Source organism: Geobacter sp. (genome assembly GCF_027327745.1).
GTDB lineage: Bacteria > Desulfobacterota > Desulfuromonadia > Geobacterales > Geobacteraceae > Geobacter.
The window spans coordinates 58,387-76,521 of record NZ_DAHVYG010000079.1 but is presented as its reverse complement, the minus strand read 5'-3'; the positions used below and the strand labels follow the sequence as shown (position 1 = coordinate 76,521).

The following is an 18,135-nucleotide window of genomic DNA, read 5'->3' as shown; positions in this document are numbered from 1 at the left end:
CATTCGCTCCGTCGGGCTCCCCGGGCTTACGGATTCGGGTTCCAATCATGCCCGCACCGTGCGCCGCTCGATCCGCTTCTCGTAGTTGTCGCACCGGACGATCCGCTGCACGTAGACGCCGGGGGTGTGGATGAAGGCCGGGTCCAGCTCCCCCGGCTCCAGGAGTTCCTCCACCTCGGCGATGGTCACCTTTGCCGCCGTGGCCATCATCGGGTTGAAGTTGCGGGAGGTCTTGTTGTAGACCAGGTTTCCCATCCGGTCCCCCCGCCACGCCTTCACCAGGGCAAAGTCGGCCACAAGTGCCGTCTCCAGGAGGTACTCCCGGCCGCCAAAGCTTCGCACCTCCCGCCCCTCGGCCAGGGGGGTGCCGACGGCGGCGGGGGTGTAGAAGGCCGGAATCCCCGCCCCGCCGGCCCGAATCCGCTCCGCCAGGGTCCCCTGGGGGAGGAGCTCCACCTCCAGCTCGCCGGAGAGAAACTGGCGCTCGAACTCCTTGTTCTCCCCCACGTAGGAGGAGACCATCTTCCTGATCTGCCGGTTCTGGAGGAGGATGCCGAGGCCGCAGTCGTCCACCCCGCAGTTGTTGGAGATGACGGTCAGCTCCCTCACCCCCTTGTCCCGCAGGCCGAGGATCAGCTTTTCGGGGATCCCCACCAGGCCGAAGCCGCCGACCATGAGGGTCGCCCCGTCCCGGATCCCTTCCAGGGCCCTGTCGATCGTTGATTGCACTTTCATGGCTTCCTCCCTTTCCCGCTTCCCCATCGCTCATGCATCCCGCAGGGTGAATTCCCAGGCGCACCAGAAATAATCCGGGTGCGGATCGGGGGGACAGGCGACGCAGCGGGTCTCGATTCGGGGGTCGACGGTGCGGGCGAACTCCGCGTACTCCACGACCCCCACCGACTTGCAGGGGAAGTCGGGGAGCCCTTTGCGCTTGCGGGCCGCCTGGACCCGGCACTCCACCATCTGGAAGAGCGCCCGGGTGGCGGAGACCTCCACCGCCTGTTGGAGGTTCAGGCGGGCGTAGAGGCGGTGCTTGAGGCACTCCACCAGGGCGGGGATCCCCCCTCCGGGCTCCATGCCGAGCCGCGCCATGATCCGCTGGGCCTCGATGACGGTGAACCGGCGCCACGCCTCGCGGTCGGCATCCATGGCCGCTTCCATGCCGTGGGTGGTCTCGATGGCCTGGAACCAGAGGCCGTCGTGGGCGAGCCAGTTCTTGGCGCTGTCGACGATGATGTCGACCAGCTGGTCCTTGCTCAGGTCGTAGAGGAGGCGGACCCCCTCGTCGAGGTGGATGTTCCGGGGCGGCATGGTGCTTGGTGCACAACAGGTATCGGACATGTCTCTCTCCTTTGGTGAAGGTGGATTTAAATCCGGTTCATCCGCCGGGCCTCCGCCATCAGCTCCTCCCGGAAGTCGGGATGGGCGATGTTGATCAGGTTGACCGCCCGCTGCCGGGCGGTCTGCCCCCGGAGCTTCGCCACCCCGAACTCGGTCACCACGTAATCGACGTCGTTCTTGTTGGTGGTGACCACCGCCCCCGGCTTGAGGGTCGGGACGATGCTGGAGACCGTGCCGTTCTTGGCGGTGGCGGCAGTGGTGATGAAGCTCTTCCCCCCCCGGGAGATGTTGGCCCCCCGGACGAAGTCCGCCTGGCCGCCGGTGCCGCTCCACTGGACGTGGCCCAGGGACTCCGAGCAGCACTGCCCCAGCAGATCCACCTCGATGGTGGCGTTGATGGCCACCACCTTGTCGTTCGCTCCGATGTTGTACGGGTTGTTGGTGAAATCCACCGGGTGCATCTCGATCATCGGGTTCTCGTTCATGAACTCGTAGAGCCGCCTGGTCCCCAGGGCGAAGGTGCCGAGGGTCTTCCCCGGGAGGAGGTTCTTTCTGGAGTTGTTCACCGCCCCGCTGAGCATGAGGTCCACCATCCCGTCGGTGATCATCTCGGTGTGGATGCCGAGATCCCGCTTTTTCAGGAGCGCCTTGCAGACCGCGTTGGGTATGCCGCCGATGCCGAGCTGAAGGGTGGAGCCGTCCTCGATCAGCTCGGCGATATAACCGCCGATCGCCTCCTCCACCGCGGTGATCGGGGGAATGGCCAGTTCCACGATGGGGTCGGCGCACTCGATGATGAAATCCACCTCGGAGATGTGGATGTGGCAGTTGCCGTGGGTGCGGGGGGCGTGGGGGTTCACCTGCACCACCACCCGTTTCGCCTTCTTGATCGCCTCCATGGTGTAGGCCACCGAGAGGCTGCAGGTGAAGAAGCCGTGCTCGTCCATGGGGGAGACCACCGTCCCCGCCAGGTCGATGGGCCAGTATTCCCGCAGCAGCTTCGGCACCTCGTGGAAGTAGTTGGGGACGAAATCGGCCCAGCCGTTCTGGACCGCCTTGCGGGAGACGTGGCTCGTGAACCAGGAGTTCACCCGGATGTGGGGGGGGGCGTCCTCGGTGAGATAGTCGGGACAGAGGTGGTGCTGCTGGTTGACCACCACCCCTTCGAGCTCGTGCCTGCGGGCGGCCAGGGCCTTGACGAAGAGGGTCGGCTCCCCGGCGCAGATCGGGAAGCAGAGGTGGTCCCCCGACTGGACGGTTGCGGCCACCTCGTGGGGGGTGGAGAGTTTCTGCTGGTATTCCTGCTCATAGCGGGAGAGGGCAATGGCTGCGTTATTCATGGGTCAATCCTCCTTATCTTGGTTAGGCGTCTGCCGCCGTTGCTGACTGCGGGGGGAGCATCCCGTCGCCCGGGCCACCCGGGAGCCCGACGGGCGCCCCAGCTGCCCGGAGATGTAGTTGCCGGCGGCCACGAGCTTCGTCAGGTCGACCCCGGTCTCGATGCCGAGGCCGTTCAGCATGTAGAGGAGGTCCTCGCTCGCCACGTTCCCCGCGGCGCCGGCGGCGTAGGGGCAGCCGCCAAGGCCGGCCACGGAGCTGTCGACGGTGGCGATGCCGCGCTCCAGGACCGCCAGGATGTTGGCCAGGGCCTGGCCGTAGGTGTCGTGAAAGTGGACCGCCAGCCGGTGCCGCGGCACCAGTTTCGCCACCGCATCCACCATCGCCTCGGCCCGGCCGGGGGTGCCGACGCCGATGGTGTCGCCGAGGGAGATCTCGTAGCAGCCGAGCTCCTGAAGCCGCCCCGCCACCTCGGCCACCGCCCGGAAATCGACCTCCCCCTCGTGGGGACAGCCGAGGACGCAGGAGACGTAGCCGCGCACCCGGACCCCCCGGTTCCGCGCCGCGGCGATCACGCCGGCGAAGCGCTCCAGGCTCTCGGCGATGGAGCAGTTGATGTTCTTCCGGGAGAAGGTTTCGGAGGCAGCGGCGAAGACGGCCACCTCCCCGGCGCCGGCGGCCAGGGCCCCCTCCAGTCCCTTCAGGTTCGGGACGAGGACCGGGTAGCTGGTCTCCGGCCGACGGGTGATCCCCGCCATGACCTGGGCGTTGTCGGCCATCTGGGGGACCCAGGCGGGGGAGACGAAGCTCGTCGCCTCGATGACCGGGAGCCCCGCCTCCGTGAGCCGGTCGATGAGGGCGATCTTCACCTCGGCCGGGATGAGCGTCTTCTCGTTCTGGAGCCCGTCCCGGGGCCCCACTTCCACCATCTTCACCCGCTTCGGCAGCCGCATCTCAGGCCTCCTGCCCGTCGGAGAGGGCCAGGAGCTCCACCCCTTCGCTCACCAGGCAGCCGACGGCGAAGTTGAGCCGGGCCACCAGCCCATCCCGGGGGGCGGTGATGGTGTGCTCCATCTTCATCGCCTCCAGGATCATGAGGGGACGCCCCTTTGCCACCCGCTCCCCCGGCGCCACCATGACCGCCACCACCCTCCCCGGCATGGGGGCGGTGAGCTTCCCCCCCACCCCATCCTCCTCGCCGGTGAGGGCGTAGGGGTCGTGGATGGTGAGGGTGTGGCTCCGCCCCCCCTTCATGATGGTGAGGGTGGCGCCGTGGCGGACCACGGTGGCCTTCACCCGCGCCCCCCCCAGGTCGGTCAGAAGGTCGCCGGCGGCGTCGCGCTCACCCCGCACCAGCAGCTCTCCCCCCGGGAGATCGAGGAGGTACCCCGCGGGGCGGTAGTGGACCCTCACCGTCACGACCCTCTCCCCGTCCAGGAAGTGGAGGTCGTGGTGGTTGTCGAAGTTGAGGCGCCAGCCGCTGGTCTGGTGCCAGGGGGAGTGGGGATCGGCGGAGGCGGCGGCCGCCCGCTTCGCCTCGTCGGCGCGCCGCAGGAGCACGTCGAGGGAGGCGAGGGCCAGGGTCCGGTCCGAGGCGGGCCTCTGGTCCGGGAAGAGATCGGCCCGCTGCCGCTCGATGAAGCCGGTGTCCAGGTCCCCGGCGGCAAAGGCGGGGTGGGCCGCCACGCTCCCGAGGAAGGCGATGTTGGTGGCGACCCCCACCACCTGGCAGTCGGCCAGGGCCTGCCGGAGGCGGCGCAGGGCGCCGGCCCGGTCCGTGTCCCAGACGATCAGCTTGGCGATCATCGGGTCGTAGTAGATGCTCACCTCCCCCCCCTGCCCCACGCCGGTGTCGATCCGGACGTGGGCGCTTTCGGCGGGGGTGCGCAGGTGGGCCAGCCGGCCGATGGAAGGGAGGAAATCCCTGGCGGGATCCTCGGCGTAGATGCGGGCCTCGATGGCATGACCGCCGATGGCGAGCTCCTTCTGCCCGCAGGGGAGCGGAGCGCCGGCCGCCACCCGAAGCTGCCACTCCACCAGGTCCTGGCCGGTGATCATCTCGGTCACCGGGTGCTCCACCTGGAGCCGGGTGTTCATCTCCATGAAGTAGAAGGAGCCGTCCTCGTCCAGGAGGAACTCCACCGTTCCCGCCCCCACGTAGCCGATGGCCCGGGCCGCGGCCACCGCCGCCGCTCCCATCTTTTCCCGCAGGGCCGGCTTCATGCCGGGGGCGGGGGCCTCCTCCAGCACCTTCTGGTGGCGGCGCTGGATGGAGCAGTCCCGCTCGAAGAGGTGGACCGCGTTGCCGTGGTCGTCTGCAAAGACCTGGATCTCCACGTGCCGCGGCTTGGTGAGGTACTTTTCCAGGAGCACCCGGTCGTCGCCGAAGGAGGCCCGGGCCTCCCGCTTGGCCGCGGCGAGGGCATCGGGGAACTCCACCGCCTCCCGCACGGCCCGCATCCCCTTCCCGCCGCCGCCGGCGCTCGCCTTGATGAGGACCGGGAAGCCGATCCGCTCCGCCTCCTGCCGCAGGAACTCCGGCTCCTGGTTCTCGCTGTGGTAGCCGGGGACCAGGGGGACGCCGGCCTTCTCCATGATCTCCTTGGCGGCGCTCTTGGAGCCCATGGCGCGGATGGCGCCGGTGGGGGGGCCGATGAAGACGACCCCGGCGCTGGTGCATGCCTCCGCGAATTCGGCGTTTTCTGACAGGAAACCGTAGCCGGGGTGGATGGCCCGGGCGCCGCTTCGGGCCGCCACCTCCAGGATCACCTCTCCCTTCAGGTAGCTCTCCCGGGCCGGGGCCGGGCCGATGTGGTACGCCTCGTCGGCCATGGCCACGTGGAGGGCGGCGGCGTCGGCGTCGGAGTAGACGGCCACGGTGCGGATGCCGAGGCGGCGGGCGGTGCGGATGACGCGGCAGGCGATCTCGCCCCGGTTGGCAATGAGTATGGTGTCGAACATGGTCTCTATCCTTTCACCCAGCGAGGTTTTCTTTTTTCCAGGAAGGCGGAGAGCCCCTCCTTCCCCTCGGCGGAGGCGCGGGCAGCGGCGATCCGCTCGGCGGTGTCACGGATCATGGCCCCGTCGATGGGGCCCGAGGCGACCCTCGCCACCAGTGCCTTGGCGGCGGTCATGGCGTGGGGACCGTTGGCGAGAAGTGCTGCGGCGAGGCGTTCCACGGCGGCGGGAAGTTCTTCCTCCGCCGTCACCTCGTGGACGAGACCGAGACGGTGGGCCTCGGCGGCATCGAAGACCTCGGCGCTCTGGAAGTAGCGCCGCGCCGCCCTTGGCCCCATGGCCTCCACCACGTAGGGGGAGATGACCGCCGGGATAAGCCCCAGCTTCACCTCCGAGAGGCAGAAGGTGGCGCGCCGGCTGGCGATGGCCACGTCGCAGCAGGCGACGAGCCCCACTCCCCCCCCGTAGGCGGCCCCCTGGACGGCGGCGATGGTTGGCTTCCCGAGGCCGCTCAGGGTCCGCATCAGCTCGGCGAGTCCCAGGGCGTCGGCCAGGTTCTCCTCCCGGGTGTAGTCGGCCATGCGGCGCATCCAGGAGAGATCGGCCCCGGCGGAGAAGCTCCGGCCCGAGGCGGCAAGGATCACCACCCGGACGCTGTCGTCCGCCTCCAGCCGCCGCAGTTCTGTGGTCAGGGCGGCGATGAAGAGATCGTCGAAGGCGTTGTGGAGCTCGGACCGGTTCATGGTGAGGGTGGCGAGGCCCCGCTCGTCAATCTGTGTCAGGATGGTTTCAGTGGTCATGGTTCCGTGTCCTTTTTGTCTCCCGGTGAACGTGGATTTTTCGCAAGGTCAAGGCGATCAAGGAATTGCGCGGAGGCGTAGCAGCGCTACGTCGCACAAGCAAATTCCGAAGATCAACGCAGAGATTGCGGAAAAGCCGCGTTCACCTACATCCTGAAGACGCCGAAGTCGGTCTTCTCCGCCGGTGCGTTGAGGGCCGCCGAGATCCCCAACCCCAGCGCCATCCGGGTGTCGGCGGGATCGATGATCCCGTCGTCCCAGAGCCGGGCGCTGGCGTAGTAGGGATGCCCCTGGTGCTCGTACTGCTCCCGGACCGGCCGCTTGAAGGCATCTTCCTCCTCGGCGCTCCACGTCTCCCCCCGGGCCTCCATGCCGTCGCGCTTCACCTGGGCCAGGACGCTGGCCGCCTGCTCCCCCCCCATGACCGAGATCCGGGCGTTGGGCCACATCCAGAGAAAGCGCGGCGAGTAGGCCCGGCCGCACATGCCGTAGTTGCCGGCCCCGAAGCTTCCGCCGATGAGGACCGTGAACTTGGGGACCCTGGCGCAGGCCACGGCGGTCACCATCTTCGCCCCGTCCTTGGCGATCCCCCCCGACTCGTACTTGCTCCCGACCATGAAGCCGGTGATGTTCTGGAGGAAGATGAGGGGGATCCCCCGCTGGCCGCAGAGCTCGATGAAGTGGGCACCCTTGAGGGCCGACTCGGAGAAGAGGATCCCGTTGTTGGCCACGATCCCCACCGGGTAGCCGAAGATGTGGGCGAAGCCGCAGACGAGCGTGGTGCCGTAGAGCTGCTTGAACTCGTCGAACTCCGAGCCGTCCACGATGCGGGCGATCACCTCCCGCACGTCGTAGGGCTTGCGGGTGTCGGTGGGGATGATGCCGTAGAGCTCGGCCGGGTCGTAGAGGGGCTCCGCCGGCTCCCGCAGGGCAAGCTCCGGGCGCTTGACCCGGTTCAGGTTCGCCACGATGCGCCGGGCCAGCTCCAGGGCGTGGCCGTCGTTGGCGGCGTAGTGGTCGGTGACCCCGGAGGTGCGGCAGTGGACGTCGGCCCCCCCGAGGTCCTCGGCGCTCACCACCTCGCCGGTGGCAGCCTTCACCAGGGGCGGGCCGCCGAGGAAGATGGTCCCCTGGCGCCGGACGATGACGCTCTCGTCGGACATGGCCGGGACATAGGCCCCGCCGGCGGTGCAGGAGCCCATCACCACGGCGATCTGGGGAATCCCCCTCCCCGACATGTTCGCCTGGTTGTAGAAGATCCGGCCGAAGTGGTCCCGGTCGGGAAAGACCTCGTCCTGCCGGGGGAGGTTGGCGCCGCCGGAGTCCACCAGGTAGATGCAGGGGAGGTGGTTCGCCTCGGCGATCTCCTGGGCCCGCAGGTGCTTCTTCACGGTGATGGGGAAGTAGGTCCCCCCCTTCACCGTGGCGTCGTTGGTGACGATCATGCACTCCCGCCCGGAGACCCGGCCGATGCCGGTAATGATCCCGCCGGCGGGGACGTCGCCGCCGTACATCTCCCAGGCCGCCAGCTGCGACAGCTCCAGGAAGGGGGAGCCGACATCGAGGAGGTGGCGAATCCGCTCCCGGGGGAGGAGCTTTCCCCTCTCCACGTGCTTGGCGCGGGCCTTCTCCCCTCCGCCGAGCTTGATCCGGGCCACCTTCTCCCGGAGGTCGGCCACCAGCCCCTTCATGACGTCGGCATTGGCGCGGAATTCGTCGGTTACGGTGTTGATGGAACTCTTCAGTACGCTCATGGCGAGTTGGTCTCCTCGGCTTCTTGTTGCCCCGGTGATTAAACACCCGAGGTAGGGGCAAACCTTGTGTTTGCCCAAACTGGGGCGATCACAAGGATCGTCCCTACATCAGGGTTTTCATGTTTAATCGCAGGAGCAATATTTTCAGTGGGCCGTCTCATTGAAGAGCTCGCGGCCGATGAGCATCCGGCGGATCTCGCTGGTGCCGGCGCCGATCTCGTAGAGCTTGGCGTCGCGCAGGAAGCGGCCGGTGGGGTACTCGTTGATGTAGCCGTTCCCGCCGAGGCTCTGGATCGCCTCAAGCGACATCCAGGTCGCCTTCTCCGCGGCGTAGAGGATGGCGCCGGCGCAGTCCTTGCGGCTCGTCTCCCCCCGGCTGCAGGCGTTGGCCACGGCGTAGACGTAGGCGCGGGAGGCGTTCAGGGTGGTGTACATGTCGGCGACCTTCCCCTGCATCAGCTGGAACTGGCCGATGGGCTGGCCGAACTGCTTCCGCTCGTGGAGGTAGGGGACCACCACGTCCATGCAGGCCTGCATGATCCCGAGGGGGCCGGCGGCCAGCACCGCCCGCTCGTAGTCGAGGCCGCTCATTAGCACGTTGACCCCCCTCCCGACACCGCCGAGGACGTTCGTCCCGGGGACCTCGCAGTTCTCGAAGACCAGCTCGCAGGTGTCGGAGCCCCGCATCCCGAGCTTGTCGAGCTTCTGGGCCGTGGAGAATCCCTTGAACCCCTTCTCGATGAGGAAAGCGGTGATGCCGCGGGGGCCGGCGTCGACGTCGGTCTTGGCGTAGACCACGAGGGTGTCGGCGTGGGGACCGTTGGTGATCCACATCTTGTTGCCGTTGAGGATGAAGCGGTCTCCCTTCCTGTCGGCCCGCAGCCGCATGCTCACCACGTCGGAGCCGGCCCCCGGTTCGCTCATGGCCAGGGCCCCCACGTGCTCGCCGCTGATCAGCTTCGGGAGGTACGCGCGCTTCTGCTCTTCGGTGCCGTTGCGGAAGATCTGGTTCACGCAGAGGTTGGAGTGGGCGCCGTAGGCCAGCGCCACCGAGGCGGAGGCCCGGGAGAGCTCCTCCATGGCGATGGCGTGTTCCAGGTACCCCATCCCGGCGCCGCCGTACTCCTCAGAGACGGTGATCCCCAGCAGCCCCAGTCCTCCCATTTTGGGCCAGAGGTCCATGGGGAAGTGGTTGTCCCGGTCGATGTCTCCCGCCCGTGGCGTGATCTCCGCCGCGGCAAAGTCCTTCACCGTCTCCCGCAGGATGTTGGTGGTCTCGCCAAGATCGAATTTGAGCGTCGGATAAGCTTTCATCGTCATCTCCCCCTTGCGTGGTGTAATGTGAAAACGCCCCCTGGCGGGGGTGGAGCCGGAGCGGCCCCGGTTTCCGCGATCTGCTCTTGACGAAAAGGTAAAGCAACCGAAATGCCAAACACTGTTTCAAAGCGGCAAATACATCCTCACACGGCAGAAATTTATTGTATTTACAACGCATTACAAGATCATGTTCCGGACATTATGCCGAATCGGGTGGGATACTGCGCTGTCTACTTATGGATACACCGCAATGCATATAAAATTTAGTGTCGGAAAAATATGTTACATATCCGGCGGTTTGCTAAGGTTGTTACTGCTGTTTACACCGTATCCAAACGTTAACACCGATCATAAAACCTCGATCCGAGTTGCAAATATTTTATGACAAAATAAAAGCGCATTTGGCAACAAGCCAAATGCGCTTTGTAATTAATAAAATAGTCTTTAACAATTAGATTACGTATCAGTACAGAACATTACCCTTCGGATACCAGTTTTTAAACTGACTGTGACTTAATGCTCGATCGCTTTGGCAATACCGATTCCGGTATTCTGCCTGACGTAGATCTCGTCGAACATATCCTCAGCCCGCCGATCCCGGAAGGCGAGACAGCCGATGACCGCAGCCAGGAACCCGAGGGGAACCGAGACGATGCCGGGGTTCTTCAGCGGGAAGAGCGGCGCATCGAGCCCCATGATCGACGTCCCATCCTTGTTTTTCGCATAGTCGCTGCGGGCCTTCTCCAGGGCCTTCAGATCCTTCTCCGCCAGCACCTCTCCGGCCGCCTGCTTTTTCTCCAGCGTCTCGACGACTTTTTTCGCATCGGCAGCAATCTTCTTCGGATAGGTCATGTTGGGCGAGACCAGCACCAGACCGATGGCGGCGACGGTGCCGACCACGATCCCCGCGACGATCCCCGCGGTGTTGAACTTGCGCCAGAAGAGGGAGAGCATGATGACCGGGAAATTCCCCGACGCCGCCACGGCGAAGGCCAGGGCCACCAGGGCGACGATGTTCTCCTTCTCGGCGGCGATCCCCATCCCGATGGCGAGGGCCCCCACCACCAGCGAGGTGATCCGGGCGGTGACGACCTGCTCCTTCTGATTGGCCTTGCCATCCTTGATGATGTTGACGTAGATGTCGTGGGCGATGGCGGCCGAGGCGGCGAGCACCAGCCCCGAGACCACCGCCAGGATGGTGGCGAAGGCCACCGCGCAGACAAAGGCGAGGAAGAGGTCGCCGCCGATGGATCCCTCACCTCCCCCCAGGTACTGGGCCAGGAGGAGGGTCGCCATGTTCCCCCCCTTGTCCATGGCCGCGATCTTCTGGGGGGTGATGTGGATGGCGGCCCCGAAGCCGAGGAAGGTGGTCAGGATGAAGAAGGCCCCCATGAGGAAGACCGCGATCCGGATCGACTTGCGGGCCTCTTTGGCGTTGGGGACCGTGAAGAAGCGCATCATGATGTGGGGAAGGCCGGCGGCCCCCAGGACCCACGCCAGGCCGAGGGAGACCTGGTCCAGGGGATTCTTCAGGAAGAGCCCCGGCTGCAGGAACCGCTTGCCGTAGTCGAATCCCGGCTCGGGGAGCGGATGCTTCAGGACCCCCATCCGCACGTGGTCCTGGATGGCGGCGTTGTTCACCACGTCGGCAAAGAAACGCAGCGGGTTCAGCCCCGCCTTGAGGGCCACCAGCAACGACAGGAGCACCGCCGCAGTCAGCAGCAGCGCCGCCTTGATGATCTGCACCCAGGTGGTCGCCTTCATGCCGCCGAAGACGACGTAGATGATGAGCAGGGTCCCGACGCCAATGACCGACACCTTGTAGGGGATGTCGAGGAGGAGCTGCATCAGCTTCCCTGCCCCCACCATCTGGGCCAGGAGGTAGAAGGTGGAGACCGCCACGGTGGAGATGGCCGCCGCGGCCCGCACCGGCTTCGGCGACGCCCGGAAGCAGAGGATGTCTCCCATGGTGTACTTGCCGGCGTTGCGCAGGGGTTCCGCCATGAGGAGGAGGATCGTCACGAAGCCGAGGATCGGCCCGGTGGAGTACATGAAGCCGTCGATCCCGTAGAGGGAGATGAGCCCCGACATCCCGAGGAACGAGGCGGCCGAGACCACGTCGCCGGTGATGGCCCAGCCGTTCTGTATCCCGCTGATTCCTCCCCCCGCCGTGTAGTAGTCGGCGACGGTCTGGGTCTTCTTCGCCGCCCGGACCACGATCCCCAGGGTAGCGAGGATGATGAGGGCGAACATGCTGAGGGTGATCGCCTTGTTGGTCTTGACCTTTGCCGGCGCGGCATCCTTCACGGCCCCACGGACGGCGGGGGGGGCGACAGCGGTTGCGGAAGGCGCCGGTGCGCCAGCACCCGCGGGGGTGGCCACGGCGGATACCGGTTTTGCCGGCTCGGCCCCTGCGGCACCCCCTCCCAACAGTACTGCGGCAAGCGCACAGATAACCAATCGTTTCATTGCCCCCTCCCTATCCGATCTGTTTGACCAGCTCTTTGGTGAGCCGGTCGAAGTCCCGGTCGGCGACCCTGCCATAGTGGATGGCGATGCCGAAGGTGATGACGAACTGGGCGAGGGCAAAGAGATACCCGACATTGATATTGCCGATCACCTCGACGCCGAAGAGTCCCGGGGTGTATCCCGCACCGAGGAGGAGCAGGAAATAGCACCCGGCTGATAACGCCCACCAGCCATAGAGAAATACGATCTTCTTCCGGTGCAGTTCCACAAACCGTGGATTGCGGGCAATCTCTGCCCAATCGTGCTTAGTTTCCGCCATGGTCACCGCTCCTTTTCATCATGGTTTTCGCTCCTCGCTCACTTCTCTGTAGCCGCTTCCCCTCTTCGACCCTCCCCTCCTTTCGCCATACGCCGACCGCAGTTCTTCCCTTAACGTACAGGTAAAGCAAACCCGATACCAAACGCTGTTTAATTTCTTCAAGACAGCATCACTCGCGCCCATTGTACTGAAATTACGCAACAATTCATCACTGACCAAAGCCCGCACGCAGCACACCACTTCGCGGCCTCGTGTCTCCAACGGTTGACACGCCATCCCGCCCACGGTGACGCCGCAACCGTACAATGCAGTGATTTCGAAGCGTTACCGCGTGATTCCGTTTTTATACACGTGATACATTCGTTTACACCCAGAGGTCCCCGGCGGAAAAAGCTGGCGCACGGGGGGTGCATCGGTCGGGATCAAACAGAACGAGGGTTTACATTTTCGGGGGAACGGAAGATAGCGGGGGAAGGAACCGTGTCAAGAGGGGATCCCATCGCCCGGAGACTGCTTCTGGAGCTTCTTGTACAGGCCGGGACGGGAGATGCCGAGGAGCTGGGCGGCCTGGAGCTTGTTTCCGCCGCAGAGTTCCAGGGCTTTTTCGATGAGGAGCCGCTCCAGATCGTCCATGATCTCGCCGATGTTCTTCCTGCCGAGGCAGGAGCGGAGATAGCTGTCGAGATCCTGGTCCGGCCGGCATTCCGGCGGAGACGGGGGAGCCGGCGAGGGGCGGGAAAGCTGGAGGGGGAGGTCTTCCCTCCTGATCAGGGGGCCGCTGGTCACGTTGAAGGCGCTTTCGATCACATTGCGGAGCTCGCGGATGTTCCCCGGCCAGTGGTAATGCCGGAGGATCTCCCAGGCAGGGCCGTCGAACCCCTGGATCTGAAGGCCGAATTCGGCATTGAACTGGGCCACGAAGCTTTTCGCAATGGCGAAGACATCCTCCATCCGTTCCCGGAGGGAGGGGATGGTGAGGGCGACCACGTTCAGGCGGTAGTAGAGGTCTTCCCGGAACCGCCCCTCCCTGACCAGCTGTTCGAGGTTGCTGTTGGTTGCCGCCACCACCCGCACGTCCACCACCTTCGGAGTAATGCTTCCCAGCGGCACCAGTTCCCGCTCCTGGAGGATCCGGAGGAGCTTGGCCTGCATGGCGAGGGGCATGTCGCCGATCTCGTCGAGGAAGATGGTGCCGGTGTGGGCCAGTTCGAACTTGCCGACCTGCCCCCCCTTCTTCGCCCCCGTGAACGCCCCCTCCGCATAGCCGAAGAGTTCCGACTCCAGCAGGTGCTCCGGGATGGCGGCGCAGTTCACCTTGACGAAGGGGGAATAGCGGCGCGTGCTGGCGGCATGGATGGCATGGGCGAAGAGCTCCTTGCCGGTGCCGCTCTCCCCCCGCAGCAGGACGTTGGAGTTCTTGGGGGCCACCCGCAGGATGGTCTCCTTCAGTTCGGCAATCCTGACGCTCTGGCCCACGATGCTGTTGATGTCATACTTGAAGAGCGAACCTTTCCCCGCCACCGTCCGCGCGGGGGTTTTCCCTTCCGGTCTGCTCTGGAGCCGGCTGGCAAGGAGCGTGATCTCGCGCACATCCTTGAAGAGGATCTTTCCCACGCAGCCGATGACCTTCCCCCCCCTGACCAGGGGAAAACGGCTGGCGTAGACCTCCTTGCCGTTCATGTAGTGGGTGCTGATCTCCGGCTTGCCGGTCTCCATCACGTGGGGCATGCGGGACGGCTGCGAGTTGGGATAGGCCTGGTGGACATGCTTGCCGATCATTGCCTGTGGGGTGGTGTCGAGCACATCGGCGAAGGCCTGGTTCACCATCACCACCACGCCTGCCCGATTGAGGATGATGATGCCGTCATAGTCCATGAAGGCGCCGGCCGAGCGGAGGAGCTCGCTCAGTTCGTCGGCCATGGAGGCGGCCTCTTCGGAGAAGCCGCTGACGAGCGTCAGCACCCCGCCGGCAATGCCGCCTCCTTCGATCCGCGGTACGTAGTCGCAAGCCAGACGCCGGTCGCCAAGCCGGATGATCTGGTTGCTGAAACTTATGCCGCTGTATATCAGGCTGGCCAGGCTCGACAGGCCGGGCACCTCGCTGACCCTGCGTCCCAGGAGGGTGACGAGATCCACACCGAGCAGCGCGCCGGCATTTCCCCCCAGGGAGACGATCATCAGCATTTCGTCCACCTGAATTATCCCCGTCTCTCTCGTCTCCGCCGGCGCCTCGCCCCCTGCGCCACTTACCTCCATCATCTCCGCATGCAGCATGGAACACTCTCCTCTCACCTTGCATACAATAGAGCAGCAATTTTTACATAATCTTTACGTTAAAGTCAACATGATTTAAAACAGTTGTTTATGAAAACAGACCTTCAAGCTTGACGGCAGCAAACTCCAAGAAGTTAATCGAAGCTAATCGGCATACTGCAAGGGGGGGAAAGACCTTGGTGGCGGAAGATCAGAGGGCATCAGCATAAACAAAAAGACGGCGCCAAAGGTGCCGTCTTTTTGTTTATGCCTTTAGTTCGGTTTGATATTTCGTTGCCGTGAAACAGCCAGCGCAACGAGCTGCACAACAATCTACTTGGAGGCTTTAGGCTCAGTCACCGGAGTGATAACCGGAACTTCAGCAATGACCTTCTTTGCCAACTCAAAATTCTTGGTCACATAAGCCTGGAAGAATTCAAAACCACTGTTGAAGGACTCGGTCCAGAAGTCAACAAGGGGTTTCGCTTCCTTGGGAAGCTGCTTGGTAGCCTTTTCAACCAACGCCTTCGTCTCTTTTCTGATCTCGACGGCTTGGCTGAAAACGTCCTTGCAGAAGCTTTCCATCGCCTCCAGGTTCTTCACCGGTGCATCCTTAGCCGTCCAATCGAATTCCAGACCGCTTTCCACGTGCTTCTTCAGGGTGGCCAGACCTTTTTGGCTTTCCTTGAAGTAGATGCTGACGGCTTTCTTCCCCTCTTCGGGAACGGAGGGAGTTGCCCCCAGAAGGGAGTCGGTTGCTACCGCGGCCTGTCCGGAAAAAGCGCTCAGCGCGTCGAAGCTCATCTTGATTGCGCTTTTGTTGAAGGCCAGGATCTCTTTGTTGAAATTCGTGGTTTCCATTTTTTCATCTCCTTTTCTGATAATTTTTGGCTAATATTCGACCCCGCTGCAGCCAATTTAAACACAGGTTAAACAAGTGTCAAGGACAAATATTTATATTTTGTTTAAGTATTGCGTTTTGGGTTAATTATGGATATGATTTATTTTAAATCGATGACTTGCCCGGCCATGCTGCCCAACCTCCCCTCGCAGACAAAAACACAAAGAAAGTAATCAGTTAAAAATGATCACCAAAGAACAGAAAGACCTCTTTCGAAAAGCAATAGGCAAAACCCTGGAGAAACGCCGCCTGGAGAAAGGGATGAGCCGCAAGGAACTTGGCGTTGCATTGGGATACGAAGGCAACAGCGCGGTGCAGGTGGTGGCCCGCTTCGAGTCGGGCCGTGCCGGCGTGCCGAAGGCGAAGATCGAGAAACTGCTGGAGATTTTGAATATTACCAACAAGGACTTCGGCCTTGTCGGCTCCAAGTCGCTGAAGAATTTCATCGCCGCCAGCGGCTTCCTCGGTTCGCCGGTTGCCCCCTGGGGCAATGCCATGGTCGATTTCATGGAGGCCACCGAGGCCAACCTGATGAAAGAGGCTCTCGCGGAGGAAGAAACTGCCGATGAATCGCCTGCCGACTCCCAAGCCGACATGTACCAGGATGTCATCCGGATCATGAGACTTTACCGGGTCCAGAAAACGGAAACGCAGCTCTCCCTTTTTGAACGACTGGATATGCTGGACAGCCTGAGCGAAGGAGATGAAGACAGGCTTGCCGAAATGCTTCTCACCCTGAAAATCGACCCGACTGAGGCTTATCGGGAAATCGAGGAGCACTTGATGGAACGGTTGAAAAAGGTAAAAATTTGAGGTCGCCGTTTCGTCCCTGACTTATCCATTCCGTTTTGACACCTGGACATTTACCCGCCAACCCTTCCCAAAAACTGCTCCACCGATTGATCCCATATTCGGCAGCAGCCGTAAGCCCTGCTCCGTTCAGACGGCCTATTTCTGCTGCTCCAAGGCTCTCCCGCTCCAGCCGATCGACTCACCCTGCGGGTTCGGCTGGTTACGCTGCGCTTCGCCACGAGCAGCAGCGAAATACGCCGAATTCACTCCTCAGCTCTTCCGACAACTGCCGTTTTCAGGTTGATATATTAGTACCTTCCGAGCCACTTAGGTTGCTTCCTTCACTTTTTCGCTTGTATAAGGCAACGCCACCATTTATAATTTGTTTAATTTTTGTTTATCAGTCTTATCCGTTCGGGGTGGATATAAATCCATAGGGAGTCAAGAAGCGATGAGAGGGGACAATATGCAGGATTTTTTCAAACAACAGACAGGCTGGCTGAAGACCTGGCAAGAGAACCAGGAAACGCTGACGAAGCAGTACGTCGAATTGAGCAAGGAATGGATGGAAAACATACTCGGCAGCAAAAAAGAAGAACCCGACTTTTTTGATGGGTGGTTCAAGTCCCAAAGCGATTTGACGGAGCAGTTCAGGGAATTCAGCAAGCGGCTGAACGAAATGATCCAGAGCGTTTGGAGTGACAAGGTTCCCCCGGATGTCCTGAAGTTTATGAACATCTCATTCTTCGAGGAGTTTTACAAAAACTGGCTCTCCAGCCTCGAGTTGCCCGGAGGGGTGAAAAACCCTCTGGGAACGGATGGCGGCTGGCAGCAGGCCACCAAGTTTCTCCGTTCTTTCCTGGAAAGAGATCATCCCTTTTTCTCCACTTTCAGTAATACCAGTATTGCCGGCCAGATGAGCCGGGTCTTCGGGATGCTGCAAGGCGCTTTGGGGCAGGAAGAAGGCGCTTTCGGGGAGCTCGTGAGCGGTTATCTGGATTCATTCAACAAATTGTTCGAGTCCACCACGGCCCAAGCCACAGAGAAGCTGGCCGAGGGTTTCGACGCATGGGCCAAGGAGATGGAAAAGCATCTTTTGGCTCCGAAACTGGGGATCAACAGAGAACTGGCCCATGACATCTCCCAGGCACTGGTGATGTCACAGAAGTTCGTTCAAACGTACATCAAAATGGCACGGCTGGTTGAAGCAACCTCCCGTAAGGCGGGAATCCGCTTTCAGACCAAATTGAGCGAATTGGCCCTCAACAAGAAACCGGTAGCCAAGTTCACCGACCTTTGCGCCCTTTGGGCTGTTGAAAACGAAACCGTCTTTCTTGAGGTTATGGGCAGCGAGGAGTTTGCCAGACTTCAGGGGGACTTTGTCGACGCCGGGCATCGGCTGAAGATCCAGTGGAATAAACTGGCAGAAAAGGCGCTGGATCCGACCCCGATTGCCCTTAAGCGGGACCTTGACCTGGCCATCGCAGAGATCCATCAACTGAAACGAGACATGAGAACCTTTCAGCGCGTGCTGAAAGAAATGGAAAAAGAGGCGCGGGCGGCACGCGAGGCGCAAGTCGCGGCGGAAGATGAAACGAAAAAAGCGAAAGCCGCCGAAACGGCTGCACAGGATGAGGCGAAAAAGACGAAGGCCGCCGAAGCTGCGGCACGGGAAGAGGCGAAAAAAGCGAAGGCTGCAGAAGCTGCCGCACAGGATGAAGCGAAAAAGGCGAAGGCCGCCGTGAAAACCGCCGAAGCAGCGGCAAAAGATGAGGCAAAAAAAGCTAAGACAGCAGAAGCCGCCGTGGAGAAGTTGGCTAAACAGGTTAAGGCCGACAAAGCTGCATCTGTGGCTACCACCAAAAGCAAATCCAAGAATGCTTAGGAGAG

The 18,135-nt window shown here is 62.7% G+C and carries 14 protein-coding genes; 2 read left to right on the top strand and 12 right to left on the bottom strand.

Annotated elements, in window-relative coordinates; translation table 11 throughout:
• Nucleotides 1–45: 45 nt before the first annotated feature.
• The 12 genes from M6689_RS14780 to M6689_RS14725 all read right to left on the bottom strand — a co-directional run bounded on the left by M6689_RS14780 (nt 46) and on the right by M6689_RS14725 (nt 15,413).
• On the bottom strand, nt 46–735 hold the full coding sequence (locus tag M6689_RS14780; RefSeq protein ID WP_298273212.1) for a CoA transferase subunit A: 690 nt from the start codon (nt 733–735) through the stop codon (nt 46–48).
• A gap of 30 nt (nt 736–765) precedes the next feature.
• A complete protein-coding gene (locus tag M6689_RS14775; protein WP_298273210.1) occupies nt 766–1,344 on the bottom strand; it encodes a DUF6125 family protein in 579 nt (192 codons plus the stop codon).
• Nucleotides 1,345–1,370: 26 nt separating this feature from the next.
• Nucleotides 1,371–2,684 (bottom strand): acetyl-CoA hydrolase/transferase C-terminal domain-containing protein, encoded by a 1,314-nt coding sequence (locus M6689_RS14770; protein ID WP_298273209.1) that lies wholly within the window; start codon nt 2,682–2,684, stop codon nt 1,371–1,373.
• 3 nt (nt 2,685–2,687) lie between these two features.
• Nucleotides 2,688–3,635, bottom strand: coding sequence for a hydroxymethylglutaryl-CoA lyase (locus M6689_RS14765; RefSeq protein WP_298273208.1), 948 nt, complete (start codon nt 3,633–3,635; stop codon nt 2,688–2,690).
• Nucleotide 3,636: 1 nt separating this feature from the next.
• A complete protein-coding gene (locus M6689_RS14760) occupies nt 3,637–5,643 on the bottom strand; it encodes an acetyl/propionyl/methylcrotonyl-CoA carboxylase subunit alpha (RefSeq protein ID WP_298273207.1) in 2,007 nt (668 codons plus the stop codon).
• A gap of 5 nt (nt 5,644–5,648) precedes the next feature.
• The gene (locus tag M6689_RS14755; RefSeq protein WP_298273205.1) at nt 5,649–6,440 is read right to left on the bottom strand and encodes an enoyl-CoA hydratase/isomerase family protein; all 792 of its coding nucleotides are present in this window, start codon (nt 6,438–6,440) and stop codon (nt 5,649–5,651) included.
• Nucleotides 6,441–6,586: 146 nt separating this feature from the next.
• The gene (locus M6689_RS14750; protein WP_298273204.1) at nt 6,587–8,194 is read right to left on the bottom strand and encodes a carboxyl transferase domain-containing protein; all 1,608 of its coding nucleotides are present in this window, start codon (nt 8,192–8,194) and stop codon (nt 6,587–6,589) included.
• A gap of 144 nt (nt 8,195–8,338) precedes the next feature.
• Nucleotides 8,339–9,508: an isovaleryl-CoA dehydrogenase gene (locus M6689_RS14745; protein WP_298273203.1), complete on the bottom strand. Its 1,170-nt coding sequence runs from the start codon at nt 9,506–9,508 to the stop codon at nt 8,339–8,341.
• Nucleotides 9,509–10,024: 516 nt separating this feature from the next.
• Nucleotides 10,025–11,980 carry a cation acetate symporter gene (locus tag M6689_RS14740; protein WP_298273201.1) on the bottom strand — a complete coding sequence of 652 codons (1,956 nt, stop codon included), beginning with the start codon at nt 11,978–11,980 and terminating at the stop codon, nt 10,025–10,027.
• A 10-nt stretch (nt 11,981–11,990) separates the two neighbouring features.
• On the bottom strand, nt 11,991–12,299 hold the full coding sequence (locus M6689_RS14735; RefSeq protein WP_298273200.1) for a DUF485 domain-containing protein: 309 nt from the start codon (nt 12,297–12,299) through the stop codon (nt 11,991–11,993).
• 483 nt (nt 12,300–12,782) lie between these two features.
• On the bottom strand, nt 12,783–14,573 hold the full coding sequence (locus tag M6689_RS14730) for a sigma 54-interacting transcriptional regulator (RefSeq protein WP_366949750.1): 1,791 nt from the start codon (nt 14,571–14,573) through the stop codon (nt 12,783–12,785).
• Nucleotides 14,574–14,885: 312 nt separating this feature from the next.
• Complete coding sequence (locus M6689_RS14725; RefSeq protein ID WP_298273199.1) at nt 14,886–15,413, bottom strand: hypothetical protein; 528 nt, start codon at nt 15,411–15,413, stop codon at nt 14,886–14,888.
• Nucleotides 15,414–15,636: 223 nt separating this feature from the next.
• Here M6689_RS14725 and M6689_RS14720 point away from each other — a divergent pair, with 223 nt between their 5' ends.
• Complete coding sequence (locus tag M6689_RS14720; RefSeq protein ID WP_298273198.1) at nt 15,637–16,266, top strand: helix-turn-helix transcriptional regulator; 630 nt, start codon at nt 15,637–15,639, stop codon at nt 16,264–16,266.
• A gap of 445 nt (nt 16,267–16,711) precedes the next feature.
• Nucleotides 16,712–18,130 carry a poly(R)-hydroxyalkanoic acid synthase subunit PhaE gene (locus tag M6689_RS14715; protein WP_298273197.1) on the top strand — a complete coding sequence of 473 codons (1,419 nt, stop codon included), beginning with the start codon at nt 16,712–16,714 and terminating at the stop codon, nt 18,128–18,130.
• The last annotated feature ends 5 nt before the right edge of the window (nt 18,131–18,135 follow it).